Below are 18299 nucleotides of genomic sequence, written 5' to 3' on the forward strand. Positions count from 1 at the left end.
AATCACCCTATTGAGGCGACAGCCTTTTCATACTTTTCAATCGATGTCGCCTTCTTGATCATTTTAGCCGTTTTGTGGCCTATCTCCCATTCGAGATACTCCCAGAACGGCTTTATTTTTGACAACACCTGTGCGTCACCGCACAGTGTCGTACTGTAATGTTGGAATATCCCTGCGTGAAGCTGCAACAGGTGATCGACGCGCTCTTCACTGCTCCAATCCCTGCCCTCGCGCATCTCGGCGATAAGCGACGGACAGGCAAGAACACCCCGCCCTATCATGATGCCGTCAAGGCCGGGAAATGAATCGGCTATCCGCGCCGCATCGTCACGTGACATTATATCGCCGTTATACACCACCCGGTGCTGCAATTGCGAGAACATCGCGGCAAACGCATCCATGTCGACACTGCCGCCGTAACGCAAGGCTGCGACACGCGGATGCACCGTCACGTGCTCAAGACGCATGGCGTTTATGATGTCCACTATGTCACGCCACTCATCGTAAGCCGATATGCCGGGACGCATCTTGACCGAAAATGTCATGTCACGCTCTGCGTCAATCCGCTCAGCCACTTTCTCAAGTAACGCCTTGTTGCGTAACACTCCCGCGCCACGCCCCTTGTTGACCTGAGGCGGGAACGGACACCCCATGTTGAGGTCGACGCGGCGGCAACCGGCCTCCTTCAATGCCCCTATCAGGAGGTCAAATTCATCGATGTCACGGAATATTATCTGAGGAACCACATCATGATTGTCGTTCAGTTGCGATGTGACATCCCTCATGTCACGATGACGCGGCTCACCATGCTCAATTCTCAAAAAAGGAGTGTAATATCGGTCGGCGGCCCCGTATACCGATGCGTGACAATGCCTGAAAGGCGCTTCGGTGAACCCCTGAAGCGGTGCTACGTAAACATTCATTTCGTGAGTCGACATCTACAGTCTAAAGGTCTATCTTCTTAACCCTCTTGCGGTGGGTGAAACGCTTGCGCAACTGCACTAGTCGACGATAATAGCTTGCCATGGTGAGCCACAATCCGCCGGGAGCACCCGATATGTCACTCGACAACGGGTCGACAAACGATGTGAGAGGAACTTCATCGCCAAACTGCTCGGGATAGAGCACTATCAGGTTGTTGCGCGAGAAATATTTCTGCAAGAATCCCGGCAGCTCGTCCATCGACGAGTTAAACGACACCGATGTGCGACGTGCGCTGATCACGATAAACAGGTCATCGTCAAGAATCCTGTTGGCCAGCAGTACAAAGTCATCCCACTCCTCGACATCGCGATACTCACTGCGTATGTCGTAACGCTCATGACGCAACACGCCCCTGATGTAGGGCTGCACCTCGGGGTGACAACAGAATATGACGCGACATCCTATCTGGCGGGCGAGATTGGCTATCGTCATCACCCATGCCTTGAAACCGGTTTCAAACTGAGCCTTATCGGGTACCGACACCACTATTCGCGTTATCGTGCTCACCGGGATGAAGCATCGCGTTATGACAATCATCTTGTTGGTCGACTTCAGCAACTGCTCCACCTTGGAGCCGAAGAAGGAGTCTATCACCGTGGTTTTGCGATGCATGCCTATGATTACCTGCGATATGTCACGCTCCTCTATGGTATTCACAAGGCCGGTCACCACATTCAGGTCGTAACGCTCGATAGGCGTGAGCTTGGTGTCGACGCTTGCAGCCGTCTGTTCGGCTACATCGAGCGAATTGCGGCCTATCGCTCTCGAGCCCGCCGAATTGTCGTTACGCACGTGGAGGGCATAGAGCTTGTTGCCGTAGCGTTCGTTGCGCATCAGTATGGCAAGGTCTACAAGCGATGAAGCGGTTATGGGATTGGCAACCGAAATAAGGGTGTGACATGTGCGGTTTTCACTCGACATCTGCGACGAGTTATCGTCACGCAGCATATCGAGCTTCATCTTGGCGGCGGCTCGCTCGGTCACTATCGACGACACGGCACAGGTGACGAGTATCATCACAATCGTTCCGTTAAGCACCGATTCGTCAAAGATGCCTATGTTGAAACCAATCATCACGGCTGCAAGAGTAGCGGCCGCCTGAGCGTTGGATAGGCCAAACATCATGTTGCGGTCGGTCGAGGTCATGCGATAGCTCTTCTGCATGAGCCACGCGGCAAGCCACTTAACCAGCGTGGCGACAACCGACATCACCACCGCCACGTAGACGGTGTTCCAGTTTGACACGATGACATTGACATTTATCAGCATGCCCACTCCTATAAGGAAGTATGGAATGAAGATGGCGTTACCCACAAACTCGATGCGGTTCATCAGCGACGACATGTTGGGGATGTAACGGTTCAGCACAAGACCGGCATAGAAGGCTCCGAGCACGCTTTCAAGCCCTATCATCTTGGCCGAATAGCTGGCGAGGAACACCATTGCAAGCACATATATGAACTGCGTCACATTGTCGCTATACTTCTTAAAGAACCACCGAGTGAGGCGGGGAAACACATATACTATCACAAGACAGTAGACGACAAGCATCAGCAACAGCTTGAGCAGGTCGGCTACATTGAACGATCCCTCGTTGTAGATGCCCACAACCCCGGCAAGCACAATCAACGCGCCAAGCACCGTAACGATGGTACCGGCGATGGTTATGATGACAGCCGGCGACTTGGTGAGTCCGAAACGAGAAACTATCGGATAGGCTATCAAAGTGTGGGAAGCATACATCGAAGCCAGCAATATCGAAGTGAGCCAGTCGAAGTGCAGCAGATAAACCGATGTGAGCGTACCCACTATCATAGGCACCATGAAGGTGTACATTCCGAAACACAGTCCCTTGCTTAGATTCTTCTTGAGATGATACATGTCAATCTCGATTCCCGCAAGAAACATAAGGTACAGGATACCCACCTGACCGAATATCTCGAAACTGGCGTCACGCTCAAGCAATCCTATTCCGTAAGGGCCCACGACAATACCCGCCACAATCATTCCTATGATGTGGGGAATCTTCAACTTGTTAAGCAACAGCGGTGCGAGCAGAATTATGACCAGTACGATGAAGAATATCAGTACCGGATCAGTCACCAGGGGCAAAGTCGCTTTAAGCATCATAATTGTGGCTCGATATTTTTTACTGTTACAAAATTAAACATTTTTTCGCAATAACAAAAAAGGGAAGCGGCTCTCGCCGACTCCCTTCCTTAATAAAATAAAGGCTTAAATTAATATAAATCTTATTTGTACAGAGGTTCTTTCCAATTATTGCCTAAAATTTCTTGCCGTGGGCAATCATGTATTGGGCAATCTGCACTGCATTCAGTGCTGCGCCTTTCTTGATTTGGTCGCCAACCACCCAGAACGAAAGTCCGTTAGCGCAAGTCAAGTCCTTGCGAAGACGACCCACGTATACGGGATCCTCGTTGGCTATATCAAGGGGCATGGGATATTTCTTCTGTGCGGGATCGTCAAGCACTACGACTCCTTCGGCGTTGCTCAATGCCTCACGGGCCTGCTCTATCGAAATAGGCTGTTCGGTTTCAATCCAGATTGATTCGGAGTGAGCACGCATCACGGGGACACGAACGCAGGTTGCGCTCACATCGAGCGAGGGAGCATGCATAATCTTCTTGGTTTCGTTATACATCTTCATCTCCTCCTTGGTGTAACCGTTGTCGGTGAACACATCGACCTGAGGGATGACATTGTAAGCGAGCTGATAGGCAAACTTCTCAATCGTGGGCTCTTCGCCGCGCACAAGTTGCGCATGCTGCTCCATAAGCTCGTCCATTGCAGCCGCACCTGCGCCGCTGGCTGCCTGATAGGTTGCCACATGCACGCGCTTTATGGGCGAAATGTCGTTGAGGGGCTTGAGAGCGACCACCATCTGGATTGTGGTGCAGTTGGGATTTGCTATTATGTTACGGGGAGTGTTGAATGCATCATCACCGTTAACCTCAGGAACCACCAAAGGCACATCCTCGTCCATGCGGAATGCGCTTGAATTGTCAATCATGATAGCTCCATGCTTTGTAATAGTTGAAGCATATTCACGCGAAGTGCCGGCTCCTGCCGATGTAAAGGCGATGTCAACGCCTTCAAAGTCATCGTTATGCTTGAGCTCCTTGACTACGATATCCTTTCCTCGGAAAGTATACTTGCGTCCTGCACTGCGGCTTGAGCCGAAAAGCAATAACTCGTCAATCGGAAAATTCTGCTCGTCGAGCACTCTCAGGAATTCCTGACCTACAGCTCCACTCGCTCCTACAATAGCAATTCTCATAGATTACCGTTTTTCTTAAATTCGCTGCAAAATTAGCTAAAAACTTCTTTTACACAAAAAATTATATCATTTTGTTATCTACAATGTGGGTTCCGGCATCAAGATTGCCGAGTGACGATGCTTTTGTGATGATAACCTCGCTTACACCCGAGTCTATTGCATCAAGAGCATTCTCAAGTTTAGGCAGCATCCCTCCGCTCACAATTCCCTCATTTTTAAGTTGACCGAAAGCGGCTCGGTCGATTCGCGCTATCACCGAATCGTCATCGTTTTCGTCACGCAACACTCCGGGCTTTTCAAAACAGAACACAAGGCGCACATCGAAGTAAGGAGCAAGCCCCCGCGCCGTGCTGCCGGCCATCGTGTCGGCATTGGTGTTCAGCAGATGTCCCTCACCGTCATGAGTCAGAGGAGCGATAACAGGCACCACGCCCGAGCGTATCAGCGCTGAAAGAGCCTCGCCGTTGACGCGCTCAACATCGCCCACCCAGCCGTAGTCGACACTCTTTACCGGGCGCTTGCGGCTCAATATTATGTTCATGTCGGCACCGGTCATTCCCAGAGCATCCACTCCGAGCGACTGCAGTCGTGCAACGACACTCTTGTTGACAAGGCCGCCATAGACCATCGTCACCACCTTGAGCATGTCGTCGTCGGTAATCCTTCGTCCGTCGACCATCTTGGTTTCGATGCCGAGGTCGGCAGCCACTTTTGTGGCCGACCGTCCCCCACCGTGTACCAAAAGCTTGAATCCCTCTATCGAGGCGAAGTCGGCAAGAAGCTGACGCAAGGATTCTTCCTCCTCGACAATCTTTCCGCCAACCTTAACTATAGTAAGTTTGTCCTTTGTCATCCCACATTAAGCATTGTCGCCTTCAGCGGCAAATTCCATAAGATAGGCTTTTATAAATCCGTCAAGATCACCGTCCATCACGCCGTTCACATCGCTCGTCTGCCAATTGGTGCGATGATCCTTGACCCGTCGGTCGTCAAACACGTAGCTCCTTATCTGCGAGCCCCACTCGATTTTCATCTTGCCGTCCTCGATTTTACGCTGCTCGGCAAGACGATGCTGGAGTTCCTTGTCATAGAGTATCGACCTCAACTGACGCATGGCGTTCTCCTTGTTCTTGGGCTGGTCGCGGGTTTCGGTGTTTTCAATGAGAATCTCCTCCTTCTCGCCGGTATAGGGGTCGGTAAACTGATAGCGCAGGCGCACGCCCGACTCAACCTTGTTCACATTCTGACCGCCGGCACCGCCGCTTCGGAAAGTGTCCCACGACAGTAACGCAGGCTCAACCTTCACTTCGATTGTGTCGTCGACAAGCGGAGTGACAAACACCGAGGCAAACGATGTCATTCGCTTACCCTGTGCATTGTAGGGCGACACCCTCACAAGACGGTGCACACCGTTTTCACTCTTAAGGTAACCGTAGGCAAACGGTCCGTCGACCTCAATCGTAACCGACTTTATTCCAGCCTCATCACCTTCAAGAATGTTGGCAATGGCGGTCTTATAGCCCTTGGACTCGCACCAACGCAGATACATTCGCATCAACATCGACGCCCAGTCCTGGCTCTCGGTTCCGCCCGCGCCTGAATTTATCTTCAATACCGCACCGAGAGAGTCCTCTTCGCGGCGCAGCATATTACGCAGCTCCATGGCCTCCAGCTTTGAAATCACATCGGCATACATTGTGTCAAGCTCGCTCTCCTCCACGAGTCCCTCCTTCAGGAAGTCCCATGCAAGCGACAGCTCGCCCACCGCCTTGTCTATTTCATCGTAGCCGTCAATCCACTGGTGCAGCTCTTTTACTTTCTTCATCTGGGCTTGCGCCTCCTTCTGATGTTCCCAGAAATCGGGTACATGAGTGCGCAACTCCTCCTCTTCTACTTCGACACGCTTGCTGTCGATGTCAAAGATACCTCCCCAGCGCATCCTTGCGCTCTATCGTCTCTTTTAGCTGCTCGAAAGTTATCATAGCAAATTTATATGTATATGTTGTTTTGTTGAAAAAATGTAATTCGTCAATTATTGAGCGTACATCGCCTCGATTTCGTGAGCGTACTTGCGATTGATCACCGGACGGCGTATCTTAAGCGTATTGGTGAGCTCGCCGGTTTCCATCGAGAACTCCTTGGGCAGCAGCGTGAACTTCTTCACCTTCTCATAGTTGGCAAATCCGTTCTGAAGCTTGTCGATGCGCTCCTGTATCATGCGGCGTATCTCGCTGTTGTTGACAAGGTCGTAGACCGACTTGTACTGAATCTTCTTCTTGCGGGCATACTCCTTAAGAGCCTCAAAGGCGGGTATTATAATCGCAGTCACATACTTACGCTGGTCGCCTATCACAGCCACCTGCTCGATGTACTTGTCCTCGCCCAGACGGCTCTCGATAGCCTGCGGAGCGATATATTTTCCGTTGGAGGTCTTGAACAGGTCCTTTATGCGCTCGGTGAGGATGAGTGCGCCGGTGTCGTCGATCACTCCGGCATCGCCTGTGCGGAACCATCCGTCTTCGGTAAACGCATTGGCTGTTTCCTCGGGCTTGTTGAAGTAACCCGTCATCACGGTGGGGCCCTTGACCAGTATCTCGTTATCGGCGCCGAGCTTCACCTGTATTCGCGGAAGTACGGTGCCCACGGTGCCTATCTCGTAGCCCACGGTGGGGAAGCACGTAACGGTGGCGGTGGTTTCCGACAAGCCGTAACCTATCACGATGTTTATACCGCACGAGTGCAGAAACTCCACGATGTTGGCCGACAGCGGAGCGCCGGCGGTCGGGAATATGTTTCCGTGCTCAATGCCTATCACCTTACGCATGGGCGCAAACACCTTGCTGTCGTAGAAACGGTACTGTGCGGCAAGCCATGCCGGAACCTTGCGGCCGAGGCGCACATAATCAAGGTTGCGACGGGCACCCACTTTAAGAGCACGCTTCACGAGCAGCTTCTGCAACGGATTCATGCGTGAAATCTTGGCCTGAACCGCAGCGTAGACCTTCTCCCAGAAACGCGGCACACTGCACATACATGTAGGATGCACCTCGCGTATCGAATTCTGGATGTCACGCGGGTCATGGTTGATGTACACCTTCATGCCCTTCAACAGGCAGAAGAATGTCCACGCCTTCTCAAAGATGTGACTCAACGGAAGGAAACAGATCGAAGTATACTTGTCAGACAACATCGGCAATCGCTCAAGGTGAATGTCAAGCGCGGCATTGAAGCAGTCGTGAGTAAGCATCGCACCCTTGGGCTCACCGGTAGTACCCGAAGTATAGAGCAGAGTTGCAAGGTCGCTTCCTGTGGCCGACGACCTGCGTGACTCAACGACTTCGTGACATGACTCACCTGCGGCCTCTCCGAGTTTCAGAAATGACTCAAATGTCATCGTGCGGCAATCGTCGGGCTGCAGATTTATGTTCTGATACACTACAATCTGCTGAATGTGACGACTGCGTTTCTGAACCTTTCGGGCTATGTGATACTGCTCCTCGTTTCCCACAAAGAGCATATTGATGCGGGCATCGTTGACTATGTATTCAACCTGCTCCTCACTGCTTGTCGAGTATATGGAAACCGGCACCACCCTGTTGGCAAAGGCGGCGAAATCGGTAATAAGTATCTCAGGACGGTTGGCCGAGAAGACTCCAACAGTAGCCTCCGGTTCCATGCCCAGTATCTCTAATGAGCATGCAGCCATGTCGACCTTGTGGCTGAATTCATTCCAGGATGTGTCAATCCACTTTCCCTGCGGCTCAGCCTTAAAGCTAAATGCAGCGCGCTCGCCGTACTTCAAGGTTTGCTTGCCTATTAAGCTTGTCAATATATTTGGCATAAATACAAAATTTAGCGACAAAGTTATACACTTACCTTATTATTTAACAGCTAAACGCGAGAAATCGAGCCACGGGTTAACATTCATTTACAACCCATGATTGATTACACTTGCACATTTAACAAATTTTCATATTCACACCTGCTCCGCAACACAAAAAAGGCGGGTTGCCAAGCAATCCGCCTTGAATCGACAATAAATAGAGTATTACAGATTAAACTTGAATCCGACCTGAAGCAAACCCTGAGCACCGAAACCAAGCTCGCCAAACATCGAAACGACATTGCTTATGCCCACCTGAGCACCCAGCGGGTTGATCTGGAATGCGAAGTAGCCGTTGTTCTTGGAGCTGTCATCCCATGTCTGGTGCGAGATGATTGTTCCGATACCGCCCTTACAGTACAATGTCACGATTGAATTGCGGTAATAGTTGTAACGACCGTTAAGCATGATTGCGTGATAGTAGAACTTGTTGTCGGAATTGTGCTTGCGCGTAGTGCTTGAGAAAGTGTAGGAAGGGCCAATCCAGAAGTTGGGAGCTACATTGAAATTCACGCCCACGTTAAGAGCACCCCAGGCAGTGTTAACATCATGACCGCCGTCATGGCAATCCATGGCATCCATCTGAGTGTATCCGCCGTAGCTTACAGTCAATTCAGTACGTTGAGCCTGAGCGGCAGTAAAGATTCCCATTATAGCGCACAGCGCAAGTAAATACTTCTTCATAATTGTTAGTCTTTAAAATAAGTGAAAGTATCGTTAGTTACCTTAATAACATCTATAATCAGTTAAAGTTGACGCCGCAAGTGTTAAAATTTAACTTAGCCCCAGTTCCCCCAATATTTGTTAACGCCGGGAACGGGGGATTACGCATCATTTAAACCTTATACTGAAGCGAGTAAGTCCGTCATCAAAAGTACGTAACGAGAACAAACAATTATGTTTTGTGAGCACATCGCTGATAAATATCAATCCGAGCCCCTGTCCGTCGGGCTTGGATGAGAAGAAGGGGCTGAAAAGCTTGTTTTCTATGTCGGGGCTTATGCCGGCCCCGTTGTCGGCAATAGTGAGTGTGGCCGGTTTGGCGGTGGTGGTGATGTAGACATCGCCGTCGCTGCCGATGCTCTCGATGGCATTCTTGAGGATGTTGACAAGGGCCTGCTCAAAGAGCACGTTGTCGATCTTAACCTGCACACACTCGTCACACAGCTGCACGTGGAGGCGTATGTCACGCTCGTTGCACATGCTCTCCATGAACTCCTTGCAGGCATACACACGCTCGTTGAGGTCGGTAAGCATCAGGTTGGCTTCGGGTATCTTCACGACATCGGCATAGGAAGTTATGAACCGGCTCATGGTCAAGCAACGCTCCTGACACACCCTCAGCACATCGGCCGTGGCGTGCAGCGCGTCGTCGCTCTCCTCCTCGAGCATCGAAGCCACGGTGTCGAGCGTGGAGTTTACGCCGGCCACCGAGTTGTTGACCTCGTGGGCTATCATCCTTATCACCTTCTCGTAGGCTTTCTTCTCGGCCTTGACCATTTCGGATGTAAGATGCTCGATGAGCACAAACGGGTGGGCGTATCCGCTGTCCATGAACGACAGCCGCGAACAGCGGTATATCTTGGAGTTGCTGAGGCGCACAGTTTCTATCGTTTCGGGCTGCATGCCCTTTATCACTGCGGCAAGTGGCGACGGAATGCCTATGAGCTTGCGCCCTATCAGGTCGCTGCTGTCGTCATAGCCGAAAAACGACGCGGCGGCCTTGTTGCCCATCGTTATTACCTCCGACTGGTCGAATATCAATATTCCCATCGGCGACGCACCTATGAGCAGGTCAAGGAAATGATTCTGCTCACGCAGCTTCAACCGCTCGTTTTTCAAGCTGTCCATCATGCGGTTGAACACATCGACTATGCGGTCGGCCTCACGCTGGTTTACGTGGGCAAGACGGCTGCTGAAATCCTGTTCGCGAAGCAGGTCCATACCGTTGGACACCGACCTTATCAGTCGCATTGTCGTGCGATAGAACAAAAGCAGCACGACAAGACAGAATAGCATTATGCCCTCGACGATGTAGACTACCCATTGCGATGACACTTCATTGAGGGTCATCGCAAGGATGACACCCGCAGCGATAACCATCAAGGCAACGAGAGCAAACATCCATCTCAGCTTCATAGGCCGATGTGGTATTTTTCCATGCGGCGGTAGAGCGACTGGCGGGTTATGCCGAGCGCCTGTGCCACCTGCGACAGATTGTTGTTGTACTTCTCAAGCGCGTCGACAATCGTGCGCTTCTCGATTTCATCGAGCGTGAGGCCGTTGAGCGACATCATCTTGCCGGGCAGTTCCGACGACTGCTGCGCATACTGACGCTCAAAGTGCGACGCCTTCAGCTCATCGGCTCCACCCACGAGCAGAGTGCGCTCGACCAGATTCTTAAGCTCGCGAATGTTGCCCGGATAGGGCAACTTCGACAGATAGCTCATCGCCGTCTTGGCTATCTTCACCGGCGGCATGTCGTTGAGGCGGCATATCTCGTCGGCAAAGTAGCGCACGAGGAGCGGAATGTCGCTTCGACGCTCCCTCAGCGGAGGCAGCGTCACGGTAATAAGATTTATGCGGTAGAAAAGGTCTTCGCGGAATGTGCGGTCACGCACCATCTGCGCCAAATCGGCATTGGTGGCACACACCACCCTTATGTCGACCTTGCGCGGAGTGCTCTCGCCGAGCACCTCGAAAGTGTGCTCCTGAAGCACCCTGAGCAGCTTCACCTGACAGCTCATGTCGAGGTCGCCGATCTCGTCGAGGAATATCGTGCCCTTGTCGGCCACCGAGAAGCGCCCTTCACGGTCGGCGGTGGCACCCGTGAAGGCACCCTTCTTGTGTCCGAACATCTCGCTCTCAAACAGCGAGTGTGACACACCTCCGAGATTCACCTTGACAAAGGGCTTGCTCTTGCGTCGGCTGTTGACATGGAGCGCCTGGGCTATCAGCTCCTTTCCGGTTCCGTTCTCGCCCATTATCAGCACCGAGGCGTCGGTCTTGGCCACCCTCTTGATGGTGTCGAGCACGGCAAGCAGCTCGGGACTGTTGCCGATGATGAACGAGCGGTCAAATCCATCGGAGTCAACCGCCGCCCCGCCCTCATCGTCACGGCCGGCGATGTCGAGCAGCGTGCTTATGCGCTGTAGAAGCAGCTGATTGTTCCACGGCTTGGTGATGAAGTCGCTTGCACCCGCCTGTATGCCCTGCACCGCAAGGGGAATGCTGCCCCATGCCGTCATGAGGATTACAGGGACGGCCGGGCGAAACAGCTTTACCTGACGGAGCAGAATCAGCCCCTCGTCACCCGAAGTCGAACGCGAGAAGTTCATGTCCATCAACACCAGCTGCGGAGAGTTGCCGCGAACATAGTCAATGGCATCGGCCTGATTGCTTACCGAAGTCACTTCATAGCCGGCACGCTTCAACAGCAGCTCAAGCGACAGGCACACCGCCCTATCATCGTCAATTATAAGTATCATCGGTGCAAATTTACTCATTTCAACCCTATCGGCCTATTTTTTCAATGTTTAATTATCGATTCAATGTCGGCGTCAATGCTGGTGCTGCTGTCGAAATCCCACAGCGTCACGCTCCTCAACTGATAGTAGTAGTACCAGTAGTAGAAGAGTTCATTGATGTAGTCCCTTCTCGACTCATCCTTCTTGGCCTGCGAATCGTTGAGGTCGAGAGTCGAAATCTTGCCTATCATGAAGGTTTCCACATTGGTGTTGTAGCGTTTCTGTGCTATCTGGTCGGCCATGTCGGCGATATTGAGCTGTGCGCGCTGATTGTTGAAACGCTCTACGAGGATGAAGAGGTTCTGGTTGAAATCCATCGTTTCCTGACGCAGACGGTTCTCCACCACCTCGCGGTTGCTCTCGGCCACCTTCACCTGTCCGCGGCGTTTTCCCCAGTCCAGGATGGGAATCTTGAATCCCACCTCCACAATCTGGTTGTCCTTCAACCCGCTGTAGGCCATGTCAAAGTTATCGGCGGTTCCGGTGTATCCCACCTGAGCAAACAGCGTTATCTGGCGCAGATTGCCCTTTGCCCTGGCCACCTCGTAATCGGCCTCAAGCTGACGGCGACGGATGTTCTTGGCAAATGAGTTGTTGGAAAGCGCCTTATCGAGCGCATCGTCATAGTGTACCATCACTTCGGGCACTGTGCCGGGCAACACCGGCTCAAGATCCTCCGACTCGTCAAGGGCGAGGAATGAACGCAGCTGAAACATATTGTTTTTCAACGAGCTCTCGCTGTCGGTAAGGGTCGACTGGGCGTTAAGCTTGTTTAGCTCAAGCTGCAGCAGGTCGTTCTCGCTTATCTGACCCATCTGCCGCTTTGCCAGCGCAACCTCATAGAGCTTCTCGGCGTTGGCGAGATTCTGCTTGGCCACATTGACGCTCTCCTTGCTCATCAGCAGATTGAAGAAGTGGTTTATCGCAGTCATGGCCACCTGCTCGGTTGCCGACAGGAACGCGGCCTTGGCCTCCTCGTAACGCACCGGCTCTATGCGGCGGCTCCACTTGATGTGGTTGACGCCGAATATGGGCTGATTCAATGTCAGCGCGATGGGAATCGACATGAATCGGTTGTACTTGTCGCCCTCGAGCTGCTTCAGGAAGTCGAGCGAGGTGTTGAGCGACAGCGTACCGCCCGTAAACCAGATGTTCTGTGAAATCGACAGCTCACCGTTCATCTGCATGTAGTTGTTGCGCACAAATGTGTAGGAACCGTCGTCGAGCTGATAGGGTGAGTAGCTCTTATAGTAGCCCGGCAACTTAGCCGAGAAATTGACCTCGGGAAGCAGATCGGCGCGGAAAGTGCGATATTCCCAGTAAGCGGCCTTTAGCTCGTTAAGCGCCACAGCGGCGTTCACGCTCTGTGCGCGGGCCAGGTTGATGGTTTCCTCAAGTGTTATGTTACGCTTGGTTTCCTGCGCGTAACCGCCCTGCCAGGCCGCGGAGGCCACAAGCAGGCAGGCAAATATCTTGTTCAGTTTCATAATCGGTAATTTATTTAACGGGTTTTCATTCATCATGCAGTGTTTCAGCCGGGTCAAGATTCATGGCCTTACGGGCCGACGGATATATCGCAGCCACAATCACCAGCGCAAGCAGCAGCGCCGCAGTGCCAAAGGTTACGATGAACAGCAGTGCCGACATGTCGGTCAACGTGTTCACCGTGATGTCGGCGTTGATAATGTTAAGTGCCACGACAAGCGCCGGCAGCAATGCCAGTGCAAGCAGCAGTAGCCCCTCGCCCATCAGCTGCAGCATCACCATTCGGCGTGAGCTGCCCATGGCCATGCGTACACCTATCTCGCAGCGGCGGCGACGCGTGCGCATCATAAACGAGCCGAGCACGATAAGGAATACCATGAACATGAAAAACGCGATGAAAATGTAGGTAGTGTTGAGGTAGTTGACCGTTCCGTGCGACAGGTCGTAGGCTTCCTTCCTGGCCGACAACGGCTCGGCTCCGAGCAGGTAGAATACACCGCGTTCAAGAGGCTGACGCATGTCGGCATAGAACTTCTCGGCAAACGTGGCGCGATTCTCGGGCTTGACACTCACGACGATGTTGCTGTAGGGCAACGCCTCAGGCTGATTGGGCATGTAGATCATCTTCTCGTAACGGCTGTAGCCGAAAGGCTTCTGATCGGCTACCACCGCCACCACCTTGTAGTTGGTCGAAATGTTGGCCATCAGATAGTAGGGGTTGTAGCAGGTCTTGCCTACCGCCCGGGATGCATCGCCAAACACCGAGTCGGCCAACTCGCGTGTCATGACCACCGGCACGGGATACTCACCCTGCGACCAATGCTCGCTGTCGATTGAGCCGTAGATCGGCTTTACGTTGTAGACATCGAAGAACTCCGGACTGACAAGCCTAATAAAGGTTGACACCGTGAACGTTGAATCGCTGTGAGGCGTGAATCCCTCATACATGCGGTTGTCGCTGAACGGCTCGTCGCCCCTGTAATAGCATATCTTGTCGACAAGCGGATAGTCCTTTATGAGATTGTATATGGTCCGGTTGTCCTCATCCAGGGTTGAGTCGGCATTGGTGGTCCAGTTGTAACGCAGCTCGATGTTGTACAGGCCGTCGACATCATATCCGAGCGGCTTGCGGGCTGCGGCCTCATAATTATATATAATGTCGAGCGCAAACCACAGCAGCACGCTCACCACGAGCAGCACCGCCCATATCCAGGCATTTGAACGACGCGCGTTCCACAACTGCTTTAATACTTGATTGAACATAATCGTCACTCTCCTCCTTTCAAGGTTATTGCAATACTGCGGTGAGTCGACATCCATGCGGGAACCACCGTGGCAACCGTGGTAAACACAAGGCAGGCCGCAAGGGCGTAAAGGGCTATGACAGGATGCACAAACAGGCTGCCGTCAAGGCCTATGTCGCCCATCGTTCCCGACATGCGGTCGGTCATCTCGGCAAATATCCACCGGCGGCATGCCCACACGAGCAGGCACGACAGGATGTAACCGATGACCGCTCCGATGAATGTAGCTACAAGATTCTCGGCAAACAATCGGCCCATTATGCCACGATTGGTGGCTCCGTAGGCCTTGCGGATTGCAATCTCGCCGAGGCGCGACTGCATCTGCGCGTTGATCAGCCCCGACAGTCCGAGCGCGGGCACTATCAGCAGCACGGCTATGAGAAGTCCGTAGACAAGACGCGGATTTATCATCGCATCGCGGAAGAAGGTGTAGTCGACATGGTTGTACAACCGCTCCAGATGGAACACAAAATCACTTCCACGGGAGTTGAGCATCTCCTCACGCCTCGCCACCTCACGGGCCACATCGTCGACATCGGCTCCGGGAGCGAGCAGCAGCACACCCCGGCGGCGACCCGCCAAGCCGCCCATTGCTACGTTCTTCTCACCGGTAAACGGCAGCAGCACATCGCTGTAGGCAGTCTGAAACACCTGACTCACATCCTCATACACGCCCGTCACCTTGACCGGGCGGAAATTCACCAGAATTTCACGCCCGACGATCGAGGCAGGGTCACCGCCCGTAAGCTTGCGTGCAACAGTGCGGCTCACCACAGCCTCACGCGGATGACCGTCATACTCGGCTTCGATAAACGGCTTGCCGGCAATAAAGTTGTAGTCAAACATGTCAAACCAGTTGGCGGCCACATCGTTGACAAAGAAACGATGCTTGTCGGCACCGCCGGGCATCGACACCGACGACTCGGCCAGATAGCCGCTCCACGTGGCCAGCTCGACTCCGGGACAGGCCGTAAACAGCGCGTCAAACGGAATCTTGCCCATGCCCGAGGAGTGATTGGTGCCGTCGACCATGTTGATGTGGCCCGGTGACATGTAGACCGTGCGGCTGCGGTGGCTCTCGGGAGCGAGGTCAGCCGCACGGAAATCAAATGTCATCACCACCATCATCACAAACGCCATTGTAACGGCCGTGCCTACAATCACGATCGACGAGTGCAGCTTGTTTTCGGCAAGCAGATTGAATGTCTGCCTAAAGAATTGTTTCATTATCGGTTGTCAGTCGTTATTCATCATGCAGGGCTTCAGTAGGCTGGATGTGCATTGCACGATAAGCCGGGAAAGCGATACCTACACTTATCATTATGGCCATCAGCACATAGGATATCAGCACACACAGCGAAGTGCGTCCCCATGAAAGATATTTGTTGCCGTTAAGCCATTGGTTGAGTTCAAGATAGGATATGAGTATATCGAAGCCTATTGCAACCACCGTCACTACGGTAAGTATCAACAGTCCCTCGCCTATGAGGCGGCCGAATATCGAGCTTCGTGTTGCGCCGTTGACCATGCGTATGGCTATTTCGCTGACACGCTGCTGGGTGCGGAACCAGAAAGTTCCGAGCAGTCCGAGGAAAATGTTGAGCAACAGGAAGCCCATGCCCACACAGAAGTTTCTTATCTGGTTGGTATATGAACGCTGGTAATTGTCACGTATCTGGTCGAACGACTTTACATCGGTGATGTAGAAGTTGCCCACGCGATAGAGCCTGTCGGCATCATCCATGAAATTTTTAATGAAATCCTTGGTATAGCCCTCCTTTACACGCACACAATACTCTTGACCATAGTCGATGACATCGCGTGAAACCACCAGTGTGAGGTCGTCGCCCCATCCGCCGTAGTCGTTATACTGCACTTCATTGAGCGCAGCACCTATGCGATAGGTACGTGTAGTGTCACCGTCGAGATACAATCCCTCGCCTACGATGTCTACGCCTTTAACGTTGTCATACATGAAGAGATTGTCGGAAATCAACACCTCGCCCCTGTTGAGCATCTCGGCAAGTTGGGCCGGAGTTTCTCCGCGAGCGCCCTCGTAACGGAACACCTGCACAAAGTCGGGTGTGACATTGCGATACACCGCAAAATTACGTGGGTATATAGTGTCGTATCTTATCGATGTTCCGCTATTGGATCCGTTGTAGGGATAGGAATTTGACGATAACGACACAAATTCCACCTCAGGACGCATTCTTATGCGGCTCAGCAGTGTTTCAACATCCTGCCTGATTTCATCGCCTGAACGATCGGGAATGTATTCGGGACTCTTGTCGGTGAGCTGTGCCACACCTATTCTATAACAATTGCTTGCATCAAAGCCTCGCGGAAGATTGTAGTTGTAGATCGTGACATAGAAATAGTCGACTACAAACCACAGCACCACGCTTACTATGAGCATCTCGAGAGCGAGCCACAGATTGCTGCGCCACTCATTCTTTATCTGTGTAAAAAGTTTCTTGAACATTGTCGTGACGAATTAATGTTTGTTGCCGTTAAGAGCCTTGACTATATCGGTGCGTGATGCTCGCAGCGAGGGAATGCCGCTGCTAAGCACATTCAGGATGAAGCAGAACAGCAACGCCCACAGGAATGTCGACGGCTGAATGAGCATCGATGCATCGACTGCAGGAGGATTGAATGTACTGCCATAAGGCTCGGAGAACAACAGCGAGTTGCACAGGTAGGAGAACACCACGCTCATGAGCAATCCGAGAATACCGGCAATAAGCGTTATGAACATGTTTTCACCAATTATCTGAAACACTATCTGCTTGCGTGAGCAACCAAACGCACGGCGCACACCTATCTCCGAAATGCGTCGGCGCAAACGGCTCTCGGTCATGCTGCTGAGGTTGACGGCAGGCACTATCAGCAGAATCAGGTACACAATGTAACGCGAGCGTCTTTCGGCCTTTATGTCAGGCTCGACATTGGCACCGAAGGCATAAGCATCCTTCTCGGTGGTATAGGGTCGGCCCAGATCGATGAACTTCCATCCTGTAGGCTCCTCAATCTCCTTGTTGTAACGGTCGTAGTTGCGAAGCACCGATGCCCTGATTTCGTCGAAGTCATCCTCGTCATGGGCAAGTATAGTGACACATAGACCACCCATCACACCGTTCCAAGTGTTATTTACAACCTCGGTCGAGGTAAACGGAATCCACACCTGTCCGTAGGCATGAGTGGCGAGTGTGGAAGCATCCTGGACCACCGCCGCCACCTTATAGGGAGCGTGACCTATAAGCAACTCCTTTCCGGCAACATCGTCACTGCCGAAAACCGCACGGGCCACACTGCGGCTTATCACAGCCACCGGAAGTCCGGCCTCAAAATCGGCCTCGTTGTAGGGCTTTCCTGAAATTACCTTGAAGTCGAATACTCGCCAATACACATCGTCGGTCTGACGGAGATCTACCTCAACGGGCGGTTTGCCGGGAAATGCAACGACTTCCCTTTCGGTACTGGGACAATATATGGTCACAGCCTCGGCCTCTTCGATATCCTTGTACAATGCCTTGGCACTCTGATAGCTCAACGGGCCGTTGCTCGACCAACCCTGACTCTCATCGACACTCTTGATCGAGGCCCATGTGGCGTGGAGCATGCGGTCGCGATTGCTCTCGGGCGAATAGGGAGCCACCTTGACCTGCTCTATCATCACCACAATCATGATGAGGAATATAGCAAGGGCGGTACCCACGATGGTGACAATACTCAGCATCGACTGCTGCCTCATCGCCGTCCACGATTGCTTTATGAAATTAATAAGCTTCATTACTTAATCCTTTAAATAAATG

Annotated in this window: 14 protein-coding genes; all 14 read right to left on the reverse strand. The window is 52.4% G+C overall.

Features of this window, described 5'->3' with window-relative positions:
• Positions 1-2: 2 nt before the first annotated feature.
• Positions 3-923: a tRNA-dihydrouridine synthase family protein gene (locus E7746_RS10250; protein WP_168184362.1), complete on the reverse strand. Its 921-nt coding sequence runs from the start codon at positions 921-923 to the stop codon at positions 3-5.
• A 22-nt stretch (positions 924-945) separates the two neighbouring features.
• Positions 946-3114: a cation:proton antiporter gene (locus E7746_RS10255; protein ID WP_123395752.1), complete on the reverse strand. Its 2169-nt coding sequence runs from the start codon at positions 3112-3114 to the stop codon at positions 946-948.
• A gap of 154 nt (positions 3115-3268) precedes the next feature.
• A complete protein-coding gene (locus E7746_RS10260) occupies positions 3269-4282 on the reverse strand; it encodes an aspartate-semialdehyde dehydrogenase (RefSeq protein ID WP_123395751.1) in 1014 nt (337 codons plus the stop codon).
• Between the two features lie 61 nt (positions 4283-4343).
• Complete coding sequence (gene argB / locus E7746_RS10265) at positions 4344-5135, reverse strand: acetylglutamate kinase (RefSeq protein ID WP_123395750.1); 792 nt, start codon at positions 5133-5135, stop codon at positions 4344-4346.
• 6 nt (positions 5136-5141) lie between these two features.
• Positions 5142-6264 (reverse strand): peptide chain release factor 2 gene (prfB, locus tag E7746_RS10270; protein WP_136410716.1). Its coding sequence is split into 2 segments (ribosomal slippage): positions 5142-6200 and positions 6202-6264, totalling 1122 coding nucleotides; the frame shifts between segments, so codons are not numbered across the junction.
• 50 nt (positions 6265-6314) lie between these two features.
• A complete protein-coding gene (locus tag E7746_RS10275; protein WP_136410717.1) occupies positions 6315-8123 on the reverse strand; it encodes an AMP-dependent synthetase/ligase in 1809 nt (602 codons plus the stop codon).
• Positions 8124-8330: 207 nt separating this feature from the next.
• Positions 8331-8849 carry an outer membrane beta-barrel protein gene (locus E7746_RS10280; protein WP_136410718.1) on the reverse strand — a complete coding sequence of 173 codons (519 nt, stop codon included), beginning with the start codon at positions 8847-8849 and terminating at the stop codon, positions 8331-8333.
• A gap of 147 nt (positions 8850-8996) precedes the next feature.
• The gene (locus E7746_RS10285) at positions 8997-10304 is read right to left on the reverse strand and encodes a sensor histidine kinase (protein WP_136410719.1); all 1308 of its coding nucleotides are present in this window, start codon (positions 10302-10304) and stop codon (positions 8997-8999) included.
• Entirely contained in the window at positions 10301-11653 is a 1353-nt protein-coding gene (locus E7746_RS10290) for a sigma-54-dependent transcriptional regulator (RefSeq protein WP_136410720.1), read from the reverse strand. The genes E7746_RS10285 and E7746_RS10290 overlap by 4 nt, the downstream gene beginning before the upstream one ends.
• 41 nt (positions 11654-11694) lie before the next feature.
• Positions 11695-13179: a TolC family protein gene (locus E7746_RS10295; RefSeq protein WP_136410721.1), complete on the reverse strand. Its 1485-nt coding sequence runs from the start codon at positions 13177-13179 to the stop codon at positions 11695-11697.
• Between the two features lie 25 nt (positions 13180-13204).
• Entirely contained in the window at positions 13205-14440 is a 1236-nt protein-coding gene (locus E7746_RS10300; protein ID WP_168184363.1) for an ABC transporter permease, read from the reverse strand.
• A gap of 5 nt (positions 14441-14445) precedes the next feature.
• Entirely contained in the window at positions 14446-15708 is a 1263-nt protein-coding gene (locus E7746_RS10305; protein WP_123395742.1) for an ABC transporter permease, read from the reverse strand.
• Between the two features lie 16 nt (positions 15709-15724).
• Positions 15725-16966 carry an ABC transporter permease gene (locus E7746_RS10310; RefSeq protein WP_136410723.1) on the reverse strand — a complete coding sequence of 414 codons (1242 nt, stop codon included), beginning with the start codon at positions 16964-16966 and terminating at the stop codon, positions 15725-15727.
• 12 nt (positions 16967-16978) lie between these two features.
• Positions 16979-18277: an ABC transporter permease gene (locus tag E7746_RS10315; RefSeq protein ID WP_136410724.1), complete on the reverse strand. Its 1299-nt coding sequence runs from the start codon at positions 18275-18277 to the stop codon at positions 16979-16981.
• Positions 18278-18299: the final 22 nt, after the last annotated feature.

It is taken from the genome of Muribaculum gordoncarteri (genome assembly GCF_004803695.1).
Classification (GTDB): domain Bacteria; phylum Bacteroidota; class Bacteroidia; order Bacteroidales; family Muribaculaceae; genus Muribaculum; species Muribaculum gordoncarteri.

What these genes read in the sequence shown, in the direction of transcription:
- E7746_RS10290 (WP_136410720.1), bottom strand. Translation starts at nt 11,653, where the DNA reads ATGATACTTATAATTGACGATGATAGGGCGGTGTGCCTGTCGCTTGAG.
- E7746_RS10260 (WP_123395751.1), bottom strand. Translation starts at nt 4,282, where the DNA reads ATGAGAATTGCTATTGTAGGAGCGAGTGGAGCTGTAGGTCAGGAATTC.
- E7746_RS10280 (WP_136410718.1), bottom strand. Translation starts at nt 8,849, where the DNA reads ATGAAGAAGTATTTACTTGCGCTGTGCGCTATAATGGGAATCTTTACT.
- E7746_RS10255 (WP_123395752.1), bottom strand. Translation starts at nt 3,114, where the DNA reads ATGATGCTTAAAGCGACTTTGCCCCTGGTGACTGATCCGGTACTGATA.
- E7746_RS10275 (WP_136410717.1), bottom strand. Translation starts at nt 8,123, where the DNA reads ATGCCAAATATATTGACAAGCTTAATAGGCAAGCAAACCTTGAAGTAC.
- argB (WP_123395750.1), bottom strand. Translation starts at nt 5,135, where the DNA reads ATGACAAAGGACAAACTTACTATAGTTAAGGTTGGCGGAAAGATTGTC.
- E7746_RS10310 (WP_136410723.1), bottom strand. Translation starts at nt 16,966, where the DNA reads ATGTTCAAGAAACTTTTTACACAGATAAAGAATGAGTGGCGCAGCAAT.
- E7746_RS10295 (WP_136410721.1), bottom strand. Translation starts at nt 13,179, where the DNA reads ATGAAACTGAACAAGATATTTGCCTGCCTGCTTGTGGCCTCCGCGGCC.
- E7746_RS10315 (WP_136410724.1), bottom strand. Translation starts at nt 18,277, where the DNA reads ATGAAGCTTATTAATTTCATAAAGCAATCGTGGACGGCGATGAGGCAG.
- E7746_RS10300 (WP_168184363.1), bottom strand. Translation starts at nt 14,440, where the DNA reads ATGTTCAATCAAGTATTAAAGCAGTTGTGGAACGCGCGTCGTTCAAAT.
- E7746_RS10250 (WP_168184362.1), bottom strand. Translation starts at nt 923, where the DNA reads ATGAATGTTTACGTAGCACCGCTTCAGGGGTTCACCGAAGCGCCTTTC.
- E7746_RS10285 (WP_136410719.1), bottom strand. Translation starts at nt 10,304, where the DNA reads ATGAAGCTGAGATGGATGTTTGCTCTCGTTGCCTTGATGGTTATCGCT.
- E7746_RS10305 (WP_123395742.1), bottom strand. Translation starts at nt 15,708, where the DNA reads ATGAAACAATTCTTTAGGCAGACATTCAATCTGCTTGCCGAAAACAAG.